We start from the raw sequence: 15,349 nt of genomic DNA on the forward strand, positions 1-15,349 counted from the left end.
AGAACGATGGCAAACATCAACGTAGTAAATCTCGCTGGAGCCAAGGTCGGAGAGTTCGAACTCGTCGACGAGGTCTTCGGGGCAGAGATCAACGACGGCCTCCTTTGGGAGTCGGTGAAGCACTACCGTGCGGCTCTTCGGCAGGGAACAGCTGCTACCAAGAACCGCAATCAGGTCTCCGGTGCAGGCAAGAAGCTTTGGAAACAGAAGGGAACGGGCCGCGCGCGTGTTGGTTCGATTCGCACTCCGCTCTGGCGTGGTGGTGGTACGGTTCATGGACCGAAGCCGCGTAGTTATGAATATGCCTTCCCGCAGAAGAAGCTGATGGGCGCACTCCGCTCCGCGATCTCCGCGAAGATCAACGATGGCAAGTTCACCATCGTCGACTCGTTTGAGGTTGCTGAGGCGAAGACCAAGCTCTTCCGCACTGCGCTCGACAAGCTCGAAGCGGGCAAGACGACTCTTCTGGTTGAGAGCAGCCGCAAGCTCGATGAGAAACTCTACCTCGGCTCGCGCAATCTGGCCGGTGTTGAACTGGTTCTCAGCTCTGAGGTTCATCCCTACGACCTGCTCCGTTATGAGCACGCCGTCTTCTCGAAGGATGCCATCGAGGCTCTTCAGGAGACTCTCAAGAAGTTTGTATCGAAACGCAGTAAGTCAACTGCGGAGCGCAGCAAGGTCGCGCAGAAGGAGGTTGCGTAATGCCAACTCTCTATACCGTCATTCGCCGCCCCCTCATCACCGAGAAGGGCATGACCGTCAAGGAGACGCAGAACACCCTGGTGTTTGAAGTCGCCCTGAAGGCTACCAAGACCGAAGTTAAGCAAGCTGTTGAAACACTCTTCAAGGTCAAAGTTAACGGCGTGCGCACCGCGACCGTTGAGGGTAAGGAGCGCCGCCGGGGTAAGTTCGCCGGCTACCGCCCCGACTGGAAGAAGGCTTATGTTCGCCTGAAGGATGGCGAAAAGATGCCGGAGTACCTCAATAGCCTCTAAGCGAAATTGTTTCGCTAGTAACAGAATTCAGGACCGATGCGCCGCTAAGCGATTAGCAGCGCGGGCAAGGGAATAAAGACGATGCCGATCAAATCATTTCGACCGATTACCCCATCACTCCGCTTCGCGACGAAGCTTGTCAACGATGACATTACGACGAACAAGCCGCACAAGCCGTTGCTCGGAGTCAAGCCGCGCACCGGTGGCCGCAATAACAACGGCGGTCTCACGATGCGTCACCACGGTGGTGGTCATAAGCAGAAGCTGCGCCTTATCGACTTCAAGCGCGACAAGTTCGGGATCCCCGGCACGGTTGCGACGGTTGAGTATGACCCGAACCGTAGCTCCCGCATCGCGTTGATCCACTACGCGGACGGCGAGAAGCGCTACATCATCCAGCCGATCGGCCTCACGGTTGGTCAGTCGATCATGAGCGGCCCGGAGGCCGATATCCTCGTCGGCAACGCTCTGCCGTTGAAGTTCATCCCGACTGGAACGATTGTGCATAACATCGAGCTTCGTCCGGGCAAGGGTGCACAGATGGCCCGTTCCGCTGGAGCCCAGGTCAACCTAATCGCCAAAGAAGGCGACTACGCTCTGCTCAAGCTGCCTTCGGGCGAGACCCGCAAGGTTCTTGTCGAGTGCATGGCGACCATCGGACAGGTTGGCAATACTGATCACGAGAACGTCACGATCGGTAAGGCTGGACGCAATCGCTGGAAGGGGATTCGCCCCTCGAACCGTGGTGTCTCGATGAACCCCGTCGATCACCCGCACGGTGGTGGTGAAGGTAAGACTTCAGGCGGCCGTCACCCAGTAACTCCCTGGGGCCAGCCTACTCGTGGATACAAGACCCGCAACAACAAGCGGACCGATGTATTCATCGTGAAGCGTCGTACGAAGTAAAGAAAAAGCCTCTCAGCAAATAGTTTTTGTTTTAGGTTTTTGGTTCCGCAGCAAAGGGCAACACCAAGTCTCGCAAGCAAGAGATTCGTCGTATCCAGCATCGCAACAAGAAAGTCGGAGCTTAGCAAAATGTCACGTTCAGCCAAAAAAGGTCCTTTCATCGACGATCACCTTATGAAGAAGATTGTGGGGATGAACCAGGTCAACGACAAAAAGGTACTGCGCACCTGGTCGCGCCGGTCCACGATTCACCCGGACTTCGTAGGTCACACCATCGCCGTACACAACGGCCGCAAGTTCATTCCGGTTTATGTAACGGAGAACATGGTGGGCCACAAGCTCGGAGAGTTTTCGGCCACCCGCACCTTCAAGGGCCACTCCGCGCGCGCCGCTGAGACCTCCGCGAAGCCCAAGTAAATCGGGTTGACTGTTTGCAGTTAGGTAGGACCGCGAGCCCGCGGCAACGGATAACGGGCAGCGAAGCAGAAATTTTGAAGGACGAAGATTATGGCTAAGGCAGTAGAAAAAATCAGAGAGTTCCGCGCAGAAGCGAAGTTTCAGCGCACCAGCCCGCAGAAGGCGAAGCTTGTCCTGGATCTGATCAAGGGACTACGCGTCGAGCAGGCGCTCAATACCGTTCACTTCAGTACCAAGCGCATGGCGCCCGTGGTGGAGAAGGTTCTACGTTCGGCGATTCAGAACGCGACGTACGTCTCGCAGGAGCAGGGGCTCGACGTCGATGTCGATAACCTCTACGTCCGCACCGCGATCGCGAACGAAGGTCCACGTATGAAGCGCATCCGCCCTGCCCCGATGGGCCGCGCGTTCCGCTACCAGCGCAGACTCGCACACATCATCGTCACGGTTGCGGAGAAGAAGTCGGCCACTGCGATCAGTGCAGCCGCTGATGCGACTCCGGCTCCAGCCGCGAAGAAGGGCACCAAGAAGGCAGCCAGCAAGACTACGGCAAAACCCGCAGCCAAGAAGGCAGCCGCCAAGAAACCCGCAGTGAAAAAAGCCGCGAAGTAAGCGGGTTTTCTTGTAAACTTAAAGTTTTGCACTACCGCCCACCGGCTCAACCGGAGAGGGCACGGAGTAAAGGGAAGCTATGGGACAGAAAGTCCATCCGTATGGGTTGCGCCTCGGCATCAACAAGCCGTGGAAGTCACGCTGGTTCGTGGAACGCGGCTATGACAAGCTGCTGGTCGAAGACGTCAAGCTGAAGGCTGAGCTGCGCGAGAAGCTGAAGGCTGCCGGTGTCAGCTCGGTTGAGGTTGAGCGCCCAGGCAACAAGCTGCGCCTGATCATCCGCACTGCGCGTCCGGGCATCATCATTGGCCGCAAGGGCGCCGAGATCGACAAGCTCAAGGCCGACATTCAGAAGCGGACGTCGCGTGAAGTGTTTATTGACATTCTCGAAGTAAACAAGCCAGAGCTCGATGCTCAGCTGGTTGCCGAGAACATCGCGTTGCAGCTCGAAAAGCGCGTCAGCTTCCGCCGCGCGATGCGCAAGTCGGTTGACTCGGCGCTCCGCTTCGGTTGCAAGGGTATCAAGGTCCGCGTCTCCGGTCGTCTGAACGGAAACGAGATTGCGCGCTCCGAGTGGTATCTTCAGGGCCGTCTGCCGCTGCACACACTGCGCGCCGATATCGACTACGGTTTTGCCGAAGCGCACACCACCTACGGCATCATCGGCGTCAAGACCTGGGTCTATCGCGGCGATATCTACGAGCAGAAGAAGCGTCGCGATCAGGGCGTTACGACTGGCGCATTCGCAAGCTAAGTTTTTCCCGGCCTGGCCGGAGTTTCCGGGGAGCGTGTTGAACGTATCCCTGAAAGAGTAAAGAGGTTTTCTTATGTTGATGCCAAAGAAGGTCAAGTTCCGCAAGCAGCAGCGCGGACGAATGAAGGGCAAAGCGTGGCGCGGCTCCGATCTCTCCTTCGGCGACTTCGGCCTGAAGGTGATGGAGTGCGGTTACATCACCGACCGCCAGATCGAAGCCAGCCGTATCGCGATGACGCGTTTCATCAAGCGTGGCGGCAAGGTTTGGCTCCGTCTGTTCCCGGACAAGCCGATCACGAAGAAGCCTGCCGAAACCCGTATGGGTAAGGGTAAGGGTGCCCCGGATCACTGGGTCTGCGTCGTCCGTCCCGGCCGCATTCTGTTCGAGATGGAAGGTGTCACCCCGGAGCTTGCCAAAGAGGCGATGCGCCTGGCGGCACACAAGCTTCCGCTCAAGACCAGCTTCGTCCAGCGCCACGATGTTAAGGCGACCGTAGTCGCTAAGTAGCTTTAGTAGTCAAGGAAAAGACAATGGAATTCGAAAAAATTCGTAATCTCAGTGACGATGAGCTCAAGAGCGAGCAGGCCAAGGCTGGTGAGCAGCTCTTCCGCATCCGCTTCCAGAAGAGCCTCGGCAACAACGAGGGCATCAAGAAGCTGCGGACGCTCAAGCTGGATGTCGCCCGCATCAAGACCGTCGAACGGCAGCGCACCTTGGCCGCCGAGAAGGCCGCTAACCCCGTCGTCGCCAACGTTGCGCCGGCCAAGAGCACTCGCACCGCCCGCAAGAAAGCGAAGAAGGACTAATCATGGCAGATACAACCAACACCGCAGCCGCAACTCCCGAAGCTCAGACCTCGCGTCGCAATGAGAAGGTGGGTCTGGTCGTCTCGACCAAGATGCAGAAGACGATCGTCGTCGAGATCGAGATGCGCAAGGCGCACCCCAAGTACAAGCGCGTGATGAAGTCGAACAAGAAGTTTTACGCGCATGACGAGCAGAACTCCGCACGCGTCGGCGATGTGGTTCGCATCCGCGAGGCACGTCCTCTGTCGAAGCTCAAGCGCTGGTCGCTCGAGGAGATCGTTCGCCGCTCCTCTCTCGCCTTAGCGGAAGAGAAATCTGCTGCTGCTGTCGCTGCCGAAGCTAAGTAGCTTTTAGCGTTTTATCAAGTTCAAGCCTGGGGTGTGATCCCCGGCCGTGTCACCGCAGTAGATAGCCAGGAGAAGAACGATGTCAGTACAAATGAGAACAATGCTTGACGTAGCCGATAACTCCGGCGCGCGCAAGTTGCAGGTGATCCTGCCCCTCGGTGGTGGTCTCGGCAAGAAGGCAGGCCTCGGCGACGTCGTCACCGCAGCTGTCAAGGAAGCCTCTCCCGACGGCACCGTCAAGAAGGGGAAGGTCGTCAAGGCTGTGATCGTCCGTACGCGTAAAGAGTATCGCCGCCGCGATGGGACGTACATCCGCTTCGACCAGAACGCCGCTGTCGTCATCAACGATGCCAACGAGCCGGTCGGAACCCGCGTGTTTGGACCCGTGGCCCGCGAGCTTCGCGAGAAAAAGTTTCTGAAGATTGTCTCGCTGGCACCTGAGGTCATCTAGTTTAACGTCGCGCAGCTTTGCGCGGTGCCACAAATTATTAACCGGAGTCCGGCTCCGAGGTTTCAGGATCGTCGAGAAGAGAGAGCGTTATGGCAGGCATCAAGATCAAGCGGAATGACAAAGTCGAAGTAATTGCAGGCAAGGATAAGGGCAAGTCGGGCCGCGTCCTTCGCGTCATCGCGGAAAAGAATCGCGTCCTGGTTGAGGGCGTAATGATGGTGAAGAAGCACGTGAAGCCAAACCCTCAGCGGAACATCAAGGGCGGCATCGCGGAGCAGGAGTCCACCATTCACATCTCGAACGTGATGTTGCTTGATGGCGATGGGAAAAAGACTCGCGTTGGATCGCGCTTCGAAGGCGACACGAAGGTACGCTTCGCGAAGACCAGCGGCGTCACGATCGCTGAGAAGAAGAAGTAAAAAAGTTCGCAAAGTTTGTTTCATGCAGTAGCAGTTCAAATCCTGGTTCAACGGTTCACCCCACGCATCGGTACACGGGCTCAAACCCAACCCGGCAACCGTGGAGAAAGCGAAGAAAAACATGGCAGCACGTCTGAAGCAGAAGTACGAGAGCGAGATCAAACAGGCGCTGGGCAAAGAGCTCAACATCACCAACGCCATGGCGATCCCGAAGCTCGAGAAGATTGTCATCAACATGGGTCTCGGCGAAGCAACCCAAAACGTCAAGATCATGGATCCCCTGGTGGCCGATCTTGCCTCCATCGCCGGCCAGAAGCCTGTGACCACCAAGGCCAAGAAGTCCATCGCAGCCTTCAAGGTGCGTGAGGGCATGCCCATCGGTGCGATGGTGACCCTGCGTGGCGATACGATGTATGAGTTTCTTGACCGCCTCATCTCGATTGCGCTTCCCCGCGTCCGCGACTTCCGCGGGGTTTCGTCGAAGAGCTTCGATGGCCGCGGCAACTACACCCTTGGCCTGCGCGATCAGCTGATCTTCGCTGAGATCGACTACGCCAAGGTCGACAAATTGAAGGGTATGAATGTCACCATCGTCACGACGGCGAAGGACGACAACGGTGCCCGCGCCCTGCTGAAGAGTTTTGGTATGCCCTTCCGCGTTGGAGCATAAAGAAAGATCAACCAAGTTTTCTTTTGAACTTGCAGTAACGATAGAGAGCAAAACACATGGCAACTACAGCAAAGCGCGTCAAAGACGCAAGGAAACCGAAGTTCAAGTCTCGCCAGCACAACCGCTGCCAGCTCTGCGGTCGTCCCCGTGCCTTTCTGCGGAAGTTTGGCGTATGCCGTCTCTGCTTCCGCTCGCTCGCCCTCAAGGGAGAGATTCCGGGCGTTGTGAAGTCGAGCTGGTAGAATAAAAGGATTCGTGTGCGGCTCAGGTCGCGCACTTACTCCAGAGACCTCATCAGGGCGAGAGCTTATGGTGCAGAAGTCTGGACGTATCACCTGAAACAGACATCCCCGCAGGTTCTTGCGAGAGATACTCGTGAGCGAACGGGGGATGAAGGAGAATGAATGAACCTCACCGATCCAGTAGCAGACTTTTTGACCCGCATCCGTAACTCTATCCGTGCGCGTCACCAGAAGCTCGACGTCCCTGCCTCCAAGCTTAAGGCCGAGATCGCCCGCATCCTCAAAGAAGAGGGCTACATCGCGAACTACAAGCCGACCGAAGAGAATGGCATGAAGGTCATCCGTGTGTACCTCAAGTACGGCCCGAATAATGAGGCTGTCATCCGTGACCTACAGCGTGTGTCGCGTCCCGGCTGCCGTGTGTATCTCGGCCGCGATGAGATCCGTCGCGTTCAGGGTGGTCTCGGTATCTCCATCATGACGACCCCCAAGGGTGTTATGACCGGTCGCCAGGCGCGTCGCGAAGGTGTTGGCGGCGAGATCCTCTGCGAAGTCTGGTAAAGAAAAGAAACGAAGTCTTTCCAGAATCTAGCTCTGGAAAGACTGTATTCGAGCCTTCGGCTCATCGGCTGCAGTGGAACTTAGAGGCCTTAAGCGACTCGCAAGCCACAAAAGGGATTCGTTATGTCACGTATTGGTAAGAAGCCGATCGCTCTACCCACCGGCGTAAAGTACACGGTCAGCGAGAACGGCAACACCGTAATGGTCGAAGGGCCCAAGGGCAAGGTCAGCGCGATGCTGCCTGGCGGCATCACTCTCGTTCAGAAGGATGGCCACCTAATTACCGAGCGCCAGACAGACAAGCAGGCGGCGTTTCACGGACTCGCCCGCGCGCTGGTCTTCAACGCAGTCACCGGCGTCACTACCGGCTGGACCAAAGAGATCGACATCGTCGGCATCGGATATCGCGCCGAGCTGAAGGGGAAGAACATGGTGGTCTTCACCCTGGGCTACTCTCACCCTATCGAGTTTCCTCTGCCCACCGGCATCTCCGTCGAGATCGACCCCAAGCAGACTCACCTCACCGTCTCCGGCATTGACCGGCAGAAGGTGGGCCAGATTGCTGCCGACATGCGCTCTCTCCGCAAGCCCGACCCATACAAGAACAAGGGCGTTCGCTACACCGGCGAGAAGCTGAAGAAGAAGGTCGGTAAGACCGGAGCGAAATAATCTGCACTGCGTGAGGAGTGAGATTTGACTTGCTCCTCACACAGCCACACAACATTAATTTTACTAACCGAACGTCCTCAGCACTCTGGGGACGCCACTAGGAAGGAAAGTCAATCATGATCAATCCACGTCAGCGCAATGTGATCCGCCAACGCGTTCACACTCGCATCCGCGAGAAGATGTCCGGTACCGCCGAGCGTCCCCGCCTTAACGTCTATCGCTCGCTCAACCACATCTACACGCAACTCATCGACGATCTCAACGGAGTCACCATCGCCTCCGCCTCCTCCATGGGCAAGAAGACCGAAGAGAAGAAGTATGGCGGCAACATCGCCGCGGCTGCCGAAGTCGGCAAGCTGATCGCAGAGCGCGCCAAAGAGAAGGGCATCAAGAAGATTGTGTTTGACCGCGGCGGCTATCTGTATCACGGTCGTGTGAAGGCCCTCGCCGATGCAGCCCGTGAAGCGGGTCTTGATTTCTAAGGTTTGCAGATTCTGAGGTTCAAGGCGCGCCCTGATTGGCCGCCAGAAAGCTGGACAAGACATTATGGCAATGAAGAAAAAAATCGATGCGAACCGCCTCAACCTCAAAGACGAGGTCGTTTCGATCAATCGCGTCACCAAGGTCGTCAAAGGCGGTAAGAACATGTCCTTCGCCGCGCTCGTGGTCATCGGCGACCCGGCAGAAGGTGTCGTCGGCTACGGCTCGGGCAAGGCTAAGGAAGTTCCCCAGGCCATCCGTAAGGGGATCGAGTCGGCCAAGAAGAATCTGCACAAGGTTAACCTGACTGAGAGCACGATTCCTCACCAGGTTCTTGGCCACTTCGGCGCAGGCCAGGTGATGCTCAAGCCCGCCCCGGAAGGTACTGGCGTCATCGCTGGCAAGACGGTTCGCGCTGTGATGACCGCCGCCGGCGTGCAGAATGTGCTGACCAAGAGCCTCGGCTCGGCCAACCCGCACAACGTCATCAAGGCTACGTTCGATGCTCTGATCCAGCTTCGCAACAAGGCTGAAGTCGCCGCCCTGCGCGGTAAGGCAGTGGAAGAGCTCTAAGCTCTTGCCTCTGCTCCAACAAGATTCAAGGAGCTCTCTCATGGCTGACACCAACGCAATCGCCAAAATCAAGCTGCAGTACTTCCGTTCCAAGATCTGCACCCCGGTCAAGCACAAGCTCGTTATCAAGGGCCTCGGCTTTACCCGTCTCAACCAGATCGTCGAGCGTGAAGACACGCCATCCATTCGTGGCATGGTCGCAAAGGTTCCCCATCTCGTCCGCGTCGTAGACTAGGCACGATTCGGCACAACAGCACGACCCCGTAAGGGCTAACCCATAAGCGAGTCGGCGAAGAGCAGAAGCTGCTTCATCGGCGTTAAGCGAGGAAACAATGGCAATCCGCAATCTCTCCAATCTACGCGCCCCCAAGCGGGCGAACGAAAACAAGAAGCGTGTCGGCCGCGGTATGGGTTCGGGCATGGGTAAGACCTCCACCCGCGGACACAAGGGTCAGGGCTCCCGCTCGGGTTCGTCGCTGATGCGTGGTTTTGAAGGCGGCCAGATGCCCCTTCACCGCCGTCTGCCCAAGCGCGGCTTCACCAACATCTTCCGCGTTGAGTACCAGGTGCTTGGCCTCGACCGCGTCGCCGAGATCGTTGCCGCTGAGAGCGTCACCGAGTTCACCCTCGACAAGATCATCGAGCTTGGCCTTCTCCGCAAGAAGGGCGCCCTGATCAAAGTGTTGAATAACGGAGAGATCAAGACTGCCGTAACGGTTCACGCGCACAAGTTCTCGAAGACCGCCCAGGAGGCGATCGAAAAGGCCGGCGGCAAGGCCATCCTGATCGGCTAGGCAGCATTTAGAATGATTGGCAGGCGAGGGCAACCGCCCTCGCATCGCCGTTTCACCAGAACGTCAGTCTCACCCCCGAGGTTTCAGCTCCCGATGTTCGAGAAAATCGCAAACATCTTCAAAATTCCCGACCTCCGCAAGCGCGTGTTGTTCACGCTTGGCATGTTGGCCGTATACCGCCTCGGCTCGCACATCCCCACCCCCGGCATCAACGCCGACATGCTCGCCCAGTTCTTCAATCAGAACTCCGGCTCTGCTCTCGGCCTGGTTGACCTCTTCTCCGGTGGAAACCTCCGCAAGCTCACCGTCTTCGCGCTCGGCATCATGCCGTACATTACGGCGTCGATCATATTTCAACTTCTCACAGTCATCTATGAGCCGCTGGCGAAGCTGCAGAAGGAAGGCGAACTGGGCCGCCGCAAGATCACCCAGTGGACGCGTTACGTTACGGTTCTGCTTGGCATCGTGCAGTCGTTTGCCATCGCGCTGACGCTGACGAACACCAGCACCGGGCAGACGATGGTCACCATCTCCCGCGCCGCTTTCATCCCGCTTTGCGTCATTACTCTCACTGCCGGCACTGCGTTCATCATGTGGCTGGGCGAGCAGATCACCGAGCGCGGTATCGGTAACGGGATGAGCCTGCTCATCTTCGCTGGTATCGTCGTCGGCCTGCCCAAGGGTATTGAGAATCTCTATGAGAAGGTACGCGACAACGCATGGGGAGCACTGACTCCCATCGCTGTCGCTTTCCTGATCGTAGGCATGATTGCCGTCGTCGCCTTCATCGTCTTCGTAGAGCGCTCGGAGCGTCGCATTCCGGTCCAGTACGCCAAGCGCATCGTTGGCCGCAAGATGATGGGTGGCCAGTCGACGCACCTACCACTCAAGGTCAACTCCGGCGGCGTGATGCCGGTCATCTTCGCCAGCTCCATCCTGTCGGCTCCTCTGCTCTTCTCCGGCGCTCACATCTTCGGCTATTCGCTGCAGGACTCCTCCTTCTTTGGTCCGATCCTGCGTGCTCTGGCTCCCGGTGAGCCCTGGTACGAACTCCTGCAGATGGTCGCGATCATCTTCTTCGCCTACTTCTACATCTCGATCGTCTTCCGCCCGGACGATATTGCCGACAACATGCGCAAGTACGGAGGCTTTATCCCCGGCATCCGTCCTGGCAAGCGCACGGCTGACTTCATCAATGATGTGCTGACACGCATCACCCTTGTCGGCGCGCTCTATCTCATCATCATCACCATCATTCCGCAGCTGCTCATCAGCGGAATCCACTTCAACCATCTCTGGCTCATCGGCTCGGTCTTCGATCGGCTGCCGACCTGGATGACCAACGGCCTCGGCGTCAACTTTTACTTTGGCGGCACCAGCCTGCTGATCGTCGTCGGCGTAGCCATGGACACGGTCCAGCAGATCGAATCGCAGCTCATCATGCGCCATTACGACGGCTTCACTCCCAAGAGTGGCCGCATCCGTGGCCGCAAGAGCTGGTAGGAACTGATCCCGTTGACGACAAGCACTATGACTGAACCCGTGACGGCCCAGGCAGCTAACTTCCTGCCCGGGCCGGTGCTCCTTTTAGGCGCTCCCGGCGTTGGCAAAGGCACGCAGGCGAAGGCGCTTATGGCCGCCTATGGCATCCCGCAAATATCCACCGGCGACATCCTCCGCTCGAACATCTCCAACGGTACGCCACTCGGCAAAGCGGCGAAGACTCTGGTCGACCAGGGAACTCTCGTCTCCGACGACCTCGTCAACGAGATGGTCGCCGACCGCCTCAAGCAGCCTGACACCGCACGGGGCTTCATCCTCGACGGCTTTCCCCGCACTCTCAACCAGGCCACCTGGCTCGATGCCCAGCTCTCCGACGATCCCAACACCCTTCCTGTTGTCGCCATCAGCATCTCAGTTGACTACGAGCAGCTCCTACACCGCATCACTGGCCGCCGCATCTCACCCGCTGGCCGCATCTACAACATCTACTCGAACCCGCCCAGGACTCCCGGCATCTGTGACGTAGATGGTTCCACCCTCGTCCAGCGCCCAGACGACTCTGAGGCCGTCTTCACCGAACGCATGAAGACCTTCCAAGCTCAAACGGCCCCGGTCATCGAGCACTATCGCAACCAGAGCCGTTTCGAAGAGATCAACGGCGACCAATCCGTCGAACAGGTTACCGCCGACATCGAAGCAGCCCTGATTCGCCTTCGCCAGTATCCGAACTCCTAAGTCCACACTATGGCCATCATGATCAAAACGGCGCAGGAGATCGAGAAGATGCGGATCTCCGGCAAGGCTCTCCGTCAGGTTCATAACGCAATTGCGCCCCATGTTGTCCCCGGCGCGTCGACGATGGACCTAGAAGAGATTGCTGTCAAAAAGATCGCTGAGCTGGGTGCTATTGCGGCCTTCAAGGGATACCACGGCTTCCCCGCGGCTCTGTGCACCTCGGTCAACAATGAAGTTGTCCACGGCATGCCAAACGCGAAGCGCATCCTCGCTGAAGGCGATATTCTCTCCATCGACTGCGGGGTCATTATCGACGGCTTTTACTCGGACGCCGCCGTGACCTACCCAATCGGCAAGGTGAGTGCTGGGACGACAAAGCTTCTCGAAGTGACCAAGGCCTCGCTCGAGAAGGCGATCGAGCAATGTCAGATTGGCGGGCGTTTGGGCGACATCTCCGCCGCTGTTCAGGAACTCTGTGAGGCGGAAGGGTTTGGGGTTGTCCGCGAGTTTGTGGGTCATGGGATTGGCCGCGCGATGCACGAAGACCCCCAGGTTCCGAACTTTGGGGCTGCCGGCAAGGGACCAAGGCTGAAGGCGGGCATGGTGCTCGCCATCGAGCCTATGATCAACGCCGGCGGCCCAGAAGTGCGGGTTTTGAAGGATGGCTGGACGGCGGTGACGGTTGACGGCAGCTACAGCGCCCACTTTGAACACACCGTCGCCCTCACGAAAGATGGCCCCTTGGTGCTTACCCGCTAGGAAAATCGACCCATTTTGGGTTACTATAAGAGATGCGGTGCGCGCAAGTGTGTCGCATGGTAACTCTGGTTGAGGAAAACTCTCAACTTATACAAGAAGTTGTGGAAACGAAAGGGGTTCGCCCATGACCTTCCAAAGGAGATCGTTTGTCGAAGGAAGATGCAATTGAAGTGATGGCGGTGGTTGTCGAGACCCTGCCGAATGCGATGTTCAAGGTCGAGCTTGAGAACAAGCACCAGGCCCTTGCACACGTCTCCGGACGTATGCGCAAAAACTTCATTCGTATCCTCCCCGGCGATCGCGTCGCGATTGAGCTCAGCCCATACGATCTCAACCGCGGCCGCATTGTCTATCGCTACAAGTAGACAACGGCTACGGGAGCCCATCCCGTCTCCATCATGGGTTGCTCAAGCGCATTTGCACTTGGGATAGTTCAGGGTCTTGACCCTGGCGTTCATACTGCACGTCAAAAAGGAGATTTGTTTCCTTGAAACGCGTAATTTTGGTTTTCCGGTTTTATGTTGCAGCAAAAGAAGGGAATCACAATGAAGGTTCGTGCCTCAGTAAAGAAGATGTGTGATAAGTGCAAGGTTATCCACCGTCGCGGTGTTGTGCGTGTTATCTGCGAGAACGCAAAGCACAAGCAGCGTCAGGGGTAAATCGCTTTTCCAGCACCACCGGCCCCGCCGGGCTAGTTAGCCGAAGTCAAGGCTTGCGTTGAACCCGACGGACCTGCCGTAAACAAGAAACCCGCTCTCGTGGCAAAGCCCGCGCAGCTCAACCGAAAAGGAACCCCATGGCACGTATTGCTGGAGTCGATGTCCCTAATAACAAACAGGCGCGCATCGGTCTCACCTACATCTTCGGAATCGGCGACTCTCGCGCCGCCAAGATCCTCGTGAAGGCGGACGTCGATCCGGTCGCGAAGGTCGGCACGCTCGATGAGGACGCGCTGAACCGCATCCGTCAGGTTATTGAAGCCGAGGGCCAGATCGAAGGCGATCTCCGCAAGGACATCTCGCTGAACATCAAGCGCCTCATCGAAATTCAGTCCTACCGTGGCCTCCGCCATCGCCGCAGCCTTCCTGTCCGTGGCCAGCGCACTCACACCAACGCTCGCACCCGCAAAGGCCCACGCAAGGGAACCGTTGCCGGTAAGAAGAAAGCGACGAAATAAGACATGGCGAAGACACAGAATACGAAGGGCGCAGCAAAGCCCGGCAAGAATAAGAAGTTCAAGAAGCGCGAGCGCAAGAATGTTCCATTTGGCCTCGTCTTTATTCAGGCGTCGTTCAATAACACGATCGTCACCATCACCGACCAGGTTGGCAACACGCTGAGCTGGAAGTCGTCCGGTTCGCTTGGCTTCCGTGGCTCCCGTAAGGGAACTCCGTTCGCCGCACAGCAGGCCGCCGTTGGTGCAGCCAACGCAGCTCGCGACCACGGTGTCCGCTCGGTCGATGTGCGCGTCTCGGGTCCCGGCTCCGGCCGTGAGTCCGCGATCCGCGCTCTCGCCACCACTGGCATCGAGGTGCGCAGCATCCGCGACGTTACGCCGATGCCGCACAACGGCTGCCGTCCGCCGAAGCGTCGCCGCGTTTGATCTGTGGCACTTTTGATGAAGGCCGAATGCGAGCGCTGTAATACGGCTCTCAATGCATGCGGAGTAGCCTTCATCTGCAGTTATGAGTGCAGCTTCTGTACAACATGCACTCAAGCAATGAATGCAACCTGTCCTAACTGCGGCGGTGAGCTTGTTCTCAGGCCCCGCCGCAGGCAAGACATTACGACAACTGGATCGTGAAGAAGCGCTGCCCGCGCGTAAAGCGATCGTCACCCGAAGTCAGGAGTTATAAAAATGGCACGTTACACCGGACCCGTCTGCCGCCTCTGCCGCCGCGACGGCACCAAGCTCTTCCTCAAGGGAACCAAGTGCTTCTCTGAAAAGTGCCCCGTCGAGAAGCGCAACTTCCCCCCAGGCCAACACGGGCAGTCCCGCAAGGTTAAGAAGGTCGTCGGCTACGGTCTGCAGCTCCGCGAGAAGCAGAAGGCCAAGCGCATCTACTTCACCCTCGAGACCCAGTTCCGCGCCTACTACCAGAAGGCTTCCAACAAGACGGGCGTCACCGGCGAACTCCTGCTCCAGCAGCTCGAGACCCGTCTGGACAACGTGGCTTACCGCCTCGGCTTCGCAATGAGCCGCCGCCAGGCCCGTCAGGTCGTCCGTCACGGCCACCTCCAGGTCAACGGCCGCAAGGTCAACATCCCGTCTTTCCAGGTGAAGGTTGGCGATGAGATCGCGATCCGCGAGGGTTCGAAGGCTCTGGTTATGCTCGAAGAGGCGAAGAACTTTGCCGCCGGTCAAAATCAAGTTCAGTGGCTCGACATTAATCGCGACAATCTCTCCGGCAAAGTCATCGCCCTGCCGAAGCGTGAGGACGTCAACCTGCCGGTCAACGAGCAGCTGATCGTCGAACTCTACAGCAAGTAACTGCTGTAGTTACAGATAAGATTCGTCATCTTGCAGCGCGACGGGGAACATTCATTTGTTCCTTGTCGCGCTACAAATGCGAAAGCAATACAAAACCTAACCCGTAATAGCAACACCCCGTCAGTCCGCAGAATGCATCGCGGCTAGGCCGGAAAAGGAGAAAC

28 protein-coding genes are annotated in these 15,349 nt (G+C 57.6%); all 28 read left to right on the forward strand.

The features are described from left to right. Positions 1-6: 6 nt before the first annotated feature. The 28 genes from rplD to rpsD all read left to right on the forward strand — a co-directional run bounded on the left by rplD (position 7) and on the right by rpsD (position 15,185). Positions 7-702 (forward strand): 50S ribosomal protein L4, encoded by a 696-nt coding sequence (rplD, locus tag HDF08_RS02545; protein ID WP_179636948.1) that lies wholly within the window; start codon positions 7-9, stop codon positions 700-702. Then, positions 702-995, forward strand: a complete 294-nt coding sequence (locus tag HDF08_RS02550; RefSeq protein ID WP_179636950.1) for a 50S ribosomal protein L23 — start codon at positions 702-704, stop codon at positions 993-995. The genes rplD and HDF08_RS02550 overlap by 1 nt, the downstream gene beginning before the upstream one ends. A gap of 81 nt (positions 996-1,076) precedes the next feature. Then, positions 1,077-1,901, forward strand: coding sequence for a 50S ribosomal protein L2 (rplB, locus tag HDF08_RS02555; protein WP_179636952.1), 825 nt, complete (start codon positions 1,077-1,079; stop codon positions 1,899-1,901). A gap of 129 nt (positions 1,902-2,030) precedes the next feature. Then, entirely contained in the window at positions 2,031-2,318 is a 288-nt protein-coding gene (rpsS, locus tag HDF08_RS02560) for a 30S ribosomal protein S19 (protein ID WP_158943398.1), read from the forward strand. Between the two features lie 90 nt (positions 2,319-2,408). Then, a complete protein-coding gene (gene rplV / locus HDF08_RS02565) occupies positions 2,409-2,930 on the forward strand; it encodes a 50S ribosomal protein L22 (protein WP_179636954.1) in 522 nt (173 codons plus the stop codon). Between the two features lie 79 nt (positions 2,931-3,009). Continuing rightward, the gene (gene rpsC / locus HDF08_RS02570) at positions 3,010-3,684 is read left to right on the forward strand and encodes a 30S ribosomal protein S3 (protein WP_158943402.1); all 675 of its coding nucleotides are present in this window, start codon (positions 3,010-3,012) and stop codon (positions 3,682-3,684) included. 73 nt (positions 3,685-3,757) lie between these two features. Beyond that, positions 3,758-4,192, forward strand: a complete 435-nt coding sequence (rplP, locus tag HDF08_RS02575) for a 50S ribosomal protein L16 (protein ID WP_179636956.1) — start codon at positions 3,758-3,760, stop codon at positions 4,190-4,192. 23 nt (positions 4,193-4,215) lie between these two features. Next, positions 4,216-4,491 carry a 50S ribosomal protein L29 gene (gene rpmC, locus HDF08_RS02580; RefSeq protein WP_179636958.1) on the forward strand — a complete coding sequence of 92 codons (276 nt, stop codon included), beginning with the start codon at positions 4,216-4,218 and terminating at the stop codon, positions 4,489-4,491. Positions 4,492-4,493: 2 nt separating this feature from the next. Further along, positions 4,494-4,838 (forward strand): 30S ribosomal protein S17, encoded by a 345-nt coding sequence (gene rpsQ, locus HDF08_RS02585; RefSeq protein ID WP_179636960.1) that lies wholly within the window; start codon positions 4,494-4,496, stop codon positions 4,836-4,838. Positions 4,839-4,917: 79 nt separating this feature from the next. Beyond that, entirely contained in the window at positions 4,918-5,289 is a 372-nt protein-coding gene (gene rplN, locus HDF08_RS02590; RefSeq protein ID WP_158790617.1) for a 50S ribosomal protein L14, read from the forward strand. An 89-nt stretch (positions 5,290-5,378) separates the two neighbouring features. Then, a complete protein-coding gene (gene rplX / locus HDF08_RS02595) occupies positions 5,379-5,708 on the forward strand; it encodes a 50S ribosomal protein L24 (RefSeq protein ID WP_218884478.1) in 330 nt (109 codons plus the stop codon). 121 nt (positions 5,709-5,829) lie between these two features. Then, positions 5,830-6,378, forward strand: coding sequence for a 50S ribosomal protein L5 (gene rplE, locus HDF08_RS02600; RefSeq protein WP_179636962.1), 549 nt, complete (start codon positions 5,830-5,832; stop codon positions 6,376-6,378). A gap of 56 nt (positions 6,379-6,434) precedes the next feature. Beyond that, positions 6,435-6,620, forward strand: coding sequence for a type Z 30S ribosomal protein S14 (locus HDF08_RS02605; RefSeq protein ID WP_020715220.1), 186 nt, complete (start codon positions 6,435-6,437; stop codon positions 6,618-6,620). Positions 6,621-6,782: 162 nt separating this feature from the next. Beyond that, positions 6,783-7,181 carry a 30S ribosomal protein S8 gene (gene rpsH, locus HDF08_RS02610; protein ID WP_158790620.1) on the forward strand — a complete coding sequence of 133 codons (399 nt, stop codon included), beginning with the start codon at positions 6,783-6,785 and terminating at the stop codon, positions 7,179-7,181. A gap of 123 nt (positions 7,182-7,304) precedes the next feature. Next, the gene (gene rplF, locus HDF08_RS02615; protein ID WP_179636964.1) at positions 7,305-7,850 is read left to right on the forward strand and encodes a 50S ribosomal protein L6; all 546 of its coding nucleotides are present in this window, start codon (positions 7,305-7,307) and stop codon (positions 7,848-7,850) included. 116 nt (positions 7,851-7,966) lie between these two features. Beyond that, the gene (gene rplR / locus HDF08_RS02620) at positions 7,967-8,332 is read left to right on the forward strand and encodes a 50S ribosomal protein L18 (RefSeq protein ID WP_179636966.1); all 366 of its coding nucleotides are present in this window, start codon (positions 7,967-7,969) and stop codon (positions 8,330-8,332) included. A 64-nt stretch (positions 8,333-8,396) separates the two neighbouring features. Then, positions 8,397-8,903, forward strand: coding sequence for a 30S ribosomal protein S5 (gene rpsE / locus HDF08_RS02625; RefSeq protein WP_218884479.1), 507 nt, complete (start codon positions 8,397-8,399; stop codon positions 8,901-8,903). Positions 8,904-8,943: 40 nt separating this feature from the next. Then, positions 8,944-9,138, forward strand: coding sequence for a 50S ribosomal protein L30 (rpmD, locus tag HDF08_RS02630; RefSeq protein WP_158943424.1), 195 nt, complete (start codon positions 8,944-8,946; stop codon positions 9,136-9,138). A gap of 97 nt (positions 9,139-9,235) precedes the next feature. Then, positions 9,236-9,697, forward strand: coding sequence for a 50S ribosomal protein L15 (gene rplO / locus HDF08_RS02635; RefSeq protein WP_179636968.1), 462 nt, complete (start codon positions 9,236-9,238; stop codon positions 9,695-9,697). Between the two features lie 93 nt (positions 9,698-9,790). Further along, positions 9,791-11,200 carry a preprotein translocase subunit SecY gene (gene secY, locus HDF08_RS02640; RefSeq protein WP_179636970.1) on the forward strand — a complete coding sequence of 470 codons (1,410 nt, stop codon included), beginning with the start codon at positions 9,791-9,793 and terminating at the stop codon, positions 11,198-11,200. 27 nt (positions 11,201-11,227) lie between these two features. Then, a complete protein-coding gene (locus HDF08_RS02645; RefSeq protein WP_179636971.1) occupies positions 11,228-11,935 on the forward strand; it encodes an adenylate kinase in 708 nt (235 codons plus the stop codon). A gap of 9 nt (positions 11,936-11,944) precedes the next feature. Then, positions 11,945-12,694, forward strand: a complete 750-nt coding sequence (map, locus tag HDF08_RS02650; protein ID WP_179636972.1) for a type I methionyl aminopeptidase — start codon at positions 11,945-11,947, stop codon at positions 12,692-12,694. A 146-nt stretch (positions 12,695-12,840) separates the two neighbouring features. After that, positions 12,841-13,059 carry a translation initiation factor IF-1 gene (gene infA / locus HDF08_RS02655; protein ID WP_013581270.1) on the forward strand — a complete coding sequence of 73 codons (219 nt, stop codon included), beginning with the start codon at positions 12,841-12,843 and terminating at the stop codon, positions 13,057-13,059. Between the two features lie 180 nt (positions 13,060-13,239). Continuing rightward, positions 13,240-13,353 carry a 50S ribosomal protein L36 gene (gene rpmJ / locus HDF08_RS02660; protein WP_158790629.1) on the forward strand — a complete coding sequence of 38 codons (114 nt, stop codon included), beginning with the start codon at positions 13,240-13,242 and terminating at the stop codon, positions 13,351-13,353. Positions 13,354-13,490: 137 nt separating this feature from the next. After that, positions 13,491-13,871 carry a 30S ribosomal protein S13 gene (gene rpsM / locus HDF08_RS02665; RefSeq protein WP_179636974.1) on the forward strand — a complete coding sequence of 127 codons (381 nt, stop codon included), beginning with the start codon at positions 13,491-13,493 and terminating at the stop codon, positions 13,869-13,871. Positions 13,872-13,874: 3 nt separating this feature from the next. Next, positions 13,875-14,297: a 30S ribosomal protein S11 gene (gene rpsK / locus HDF08_RS02670; protein WP_179585612.1), complete on the forward strand. Its 423-nt coding sequence runs from the start codon at positions 13,875-13,877 to the stop codon at positions 14,295-14,297. A 15-nt stretch (positions 14,298-14,312) separates the two neighbouring features. Next, a complete protein-coding gene (locus tag HDF08_RS22070; protein WP_353070388.1) occupies positions 14,313-14,498 on the forward strand; it encodes a DUF1272 domain-containing protein in 186 nt (61 codons plus the stop codon). A gap of 54 nt (positions 14,499-14,552) precedes the next feature. After that, positions 14,553-15,185, forward strand: a complete 633-nt coding sequence (gene rpsD / locus HDF08_RS02680; RefSeq protein ID WP_179585608.1) for a 30S ribosomal protein S4 — start codon at positions 14,553-14,555, stop codon at positions 15,183-15,185. The last annotated feature ends 164 nt before the right edge of the window (positions 15,186-15,349 follow it).

The sequence above is a fragment of the Tunturiibacter empetritectus genome, from assembly GCF_013410875.1.
Classification (GTDB): Bacteria; Acidobacteriota; Terriglobia; order Terriglobales; family Acidobacteriaceae; genus Edaphobacter; species Edaphobacter empetritectus.

What these genes read in the sequence shown, in the direction of transcription:
- rplF (WP_179636964.1), top strand. Translation starts at nt 7,305, where the DNA reads ATGTCACGTATTGGTAAGAAGCCGATCGCTCTACCCACCGGCGTAAAG.
- rplO (WP_179636968.1), top strand. Translation starts at nt 9,236, where the DNA reads ATGGCAATCCGCAATCTCTCCAATCTACGCGCCCCCAAGCGGGCGAAC.
- HDF08_RS02550 (WP_179636950.1), top strand. Translation starts at nt 702, where the DNA reads ATGCCAACTCTCTATACCGTCATTCGCCGCCCCCTCATCACCGAGAAG.
- rpsQ (WP_179636960.1), top strand. Translation starts at nt 4,494, where the DNA reads ATGGCAGATACAACCAACACCGCAGCCGCAACTCCCGAAGCTCAGACC.
- rpsS (WP_158943398.1), top strand. Translation starts at nt 2,031, where the DNA reads ATGTCACGTTCAGCCAAAAAAGGTCCTTTCATCGACGATCACCTTATG.
- map (WP_179636972.1), top strand. Translation starts at nt 11,945, where the DNA reads ATGGCCATCATGATCAAAACGGCGCAGGAGATCGAGAAGATGCGGATC.
- rpsE (WP_218884479.1), top strand. Translation starts at nt 8,397, where the DNA reads ATGGCAATGAAGAAAAAAATCGATGCGAACCGCCTCAACCTCAAAGAC.
- HDF08_RS02645 (WP_179636971.1), top strand. Translation starts at nt 11,228, where the DNA reads ATGACTGAACCCGTGACGGCCCAGGCAGCTAACTTCCTGCCCGGGCCG.
- rpsC (WP_158943402.1), top strand. Translation starts at nt 3,010, where the DNA reads ATGGGACAGAAAGTCCATCCGTATGGGTTGCGCCTCGGCATCAACAAG.
- rplV (WP_179636954.1), top strand. Translation starts at nt 2,409, where the DNA reads ATGGCTAAGGCAGTAGAAAAAATCAGAGAGTTCCGCGCAGAAGCGAAG.
- rpsK (WP_179585612.1), top strand. Translation starts at nt 13,875, where the DNA reads ATGGCGAAGACACAGAATACGAAGGGCGCAGCAAAGCCCGGCAAGAAT.
- rpmC (WP_179636958.1), top strand. Translation starts at nt 4,216, where the DNA reads ATGGAATTCGAAAAAATTCGTAATCTCAGTGACGATGAGCTCAAGAGC.
- rplB (WP_179636952.1), top strand. Translation starts at nt 1,077, where the DNA reads ATGCCGATCAAATCATTTCGACCGATTACCCCATCACTCCGCTTCGCG.
- HDF08_RS22070 (WP_353070388.1), top strand. Translation starts at nt 14,313, where the DNA reads ATGAAGGCCGAATGCGAGCGCTGTAATACGGCTCTCAATGCATGCGGA.
- rplP (WP_179636956.1), top strand. Translation starts at nt 3,758, where the DNA reads ATGTTGATGCCAAAGAAGGTCAAGTTCCGCAAGCAGCAGCGCGGACGA.
- rpsH (WP_158790620.1), top strand. Translation starts at nt 6,783, where the DNA reads ATGAACCTCACCGATCCAGTAGCAGACTTTTTGACCCGCATCCGTAAC.
- rpmD (WP_158943424.1), top strand. Translation starts at nt 8,944, where the DNA reads ATGGCTGACACCAACGCAATCGCCAAAATCAAGCTGCAGTACTTCCGT.
- rpsM (WP_179636974.1), top strand. Translation starts at nt 13,491, where the DNA reads ATGGCACGTATTGCTGGAGTCGATGTCCCTAATAACAAACAGGCGCGC.
- rplE (WP_179636962.1), top strand. Translation starts at nt 5,830, where the DNA reads ATGGCAGCACGTCTGAAGCAGAAGTACGAGAGCGAGATCAAACAGGCG.
- HDF08_RS02605 (WP_020715220.1), top strand. Translation starts at nt 6,435, where the DNA reads ATGGCAACTACAGCAAAGCGCGTCAAAGACGCAAGGAAACCGAAGTTC.
- rpsD (WP_179585608.1), top strand. Translation starts at nt 14,553, where the DNA reads ATGGCACGTTACACCGGACCCGTCTGCCGCCTCTGCCGCCGCGACGGC.
- rplR (WP_179636966.1), top strand. Translation starts at nt 7,967, where the DNA reads ATGATCAATCCACGTCAGCGCAATGTGATCCGCCAACGCGTTCACACT.
- rplN (WP_158790617.1), top strand. Translation starts at nt 4,918, where the DNA reads ATGTCAGTACAAATGAGAACAATGCTTGACGTAGCCGATAACTCCGGC.
- rplX (WP_218884478.1), top strand. Translation starts at nt 5,379, where the DNA reads ATGGCAGGCATCAAGATCAAGCGGAATGACAAAGTCGAAGTAATTGCA.
- rpmJ (WP_158790629.1), top strand. Translation starts at nt 13,240, where the DNA reads ATGAAGGTTCGTGCCTCAGTAAAGAAGATGTGTGATAAGTGCAAGGTT.
- rplD (WP_179636948.1), top strand. Translation starts at nt 7, where the DNA reads ATGGCAAACATCAACGTAGTAAATCTCGCTGGAGCCAAGGTCGGAGAG.
- secY (WP_179636970.1), top strand. Translation starts at nt 9,791, where the DNA reads ATGTTCGAGAAAATCGCAAACATCTTCAAAATTCCCGACCTCCGCAAG.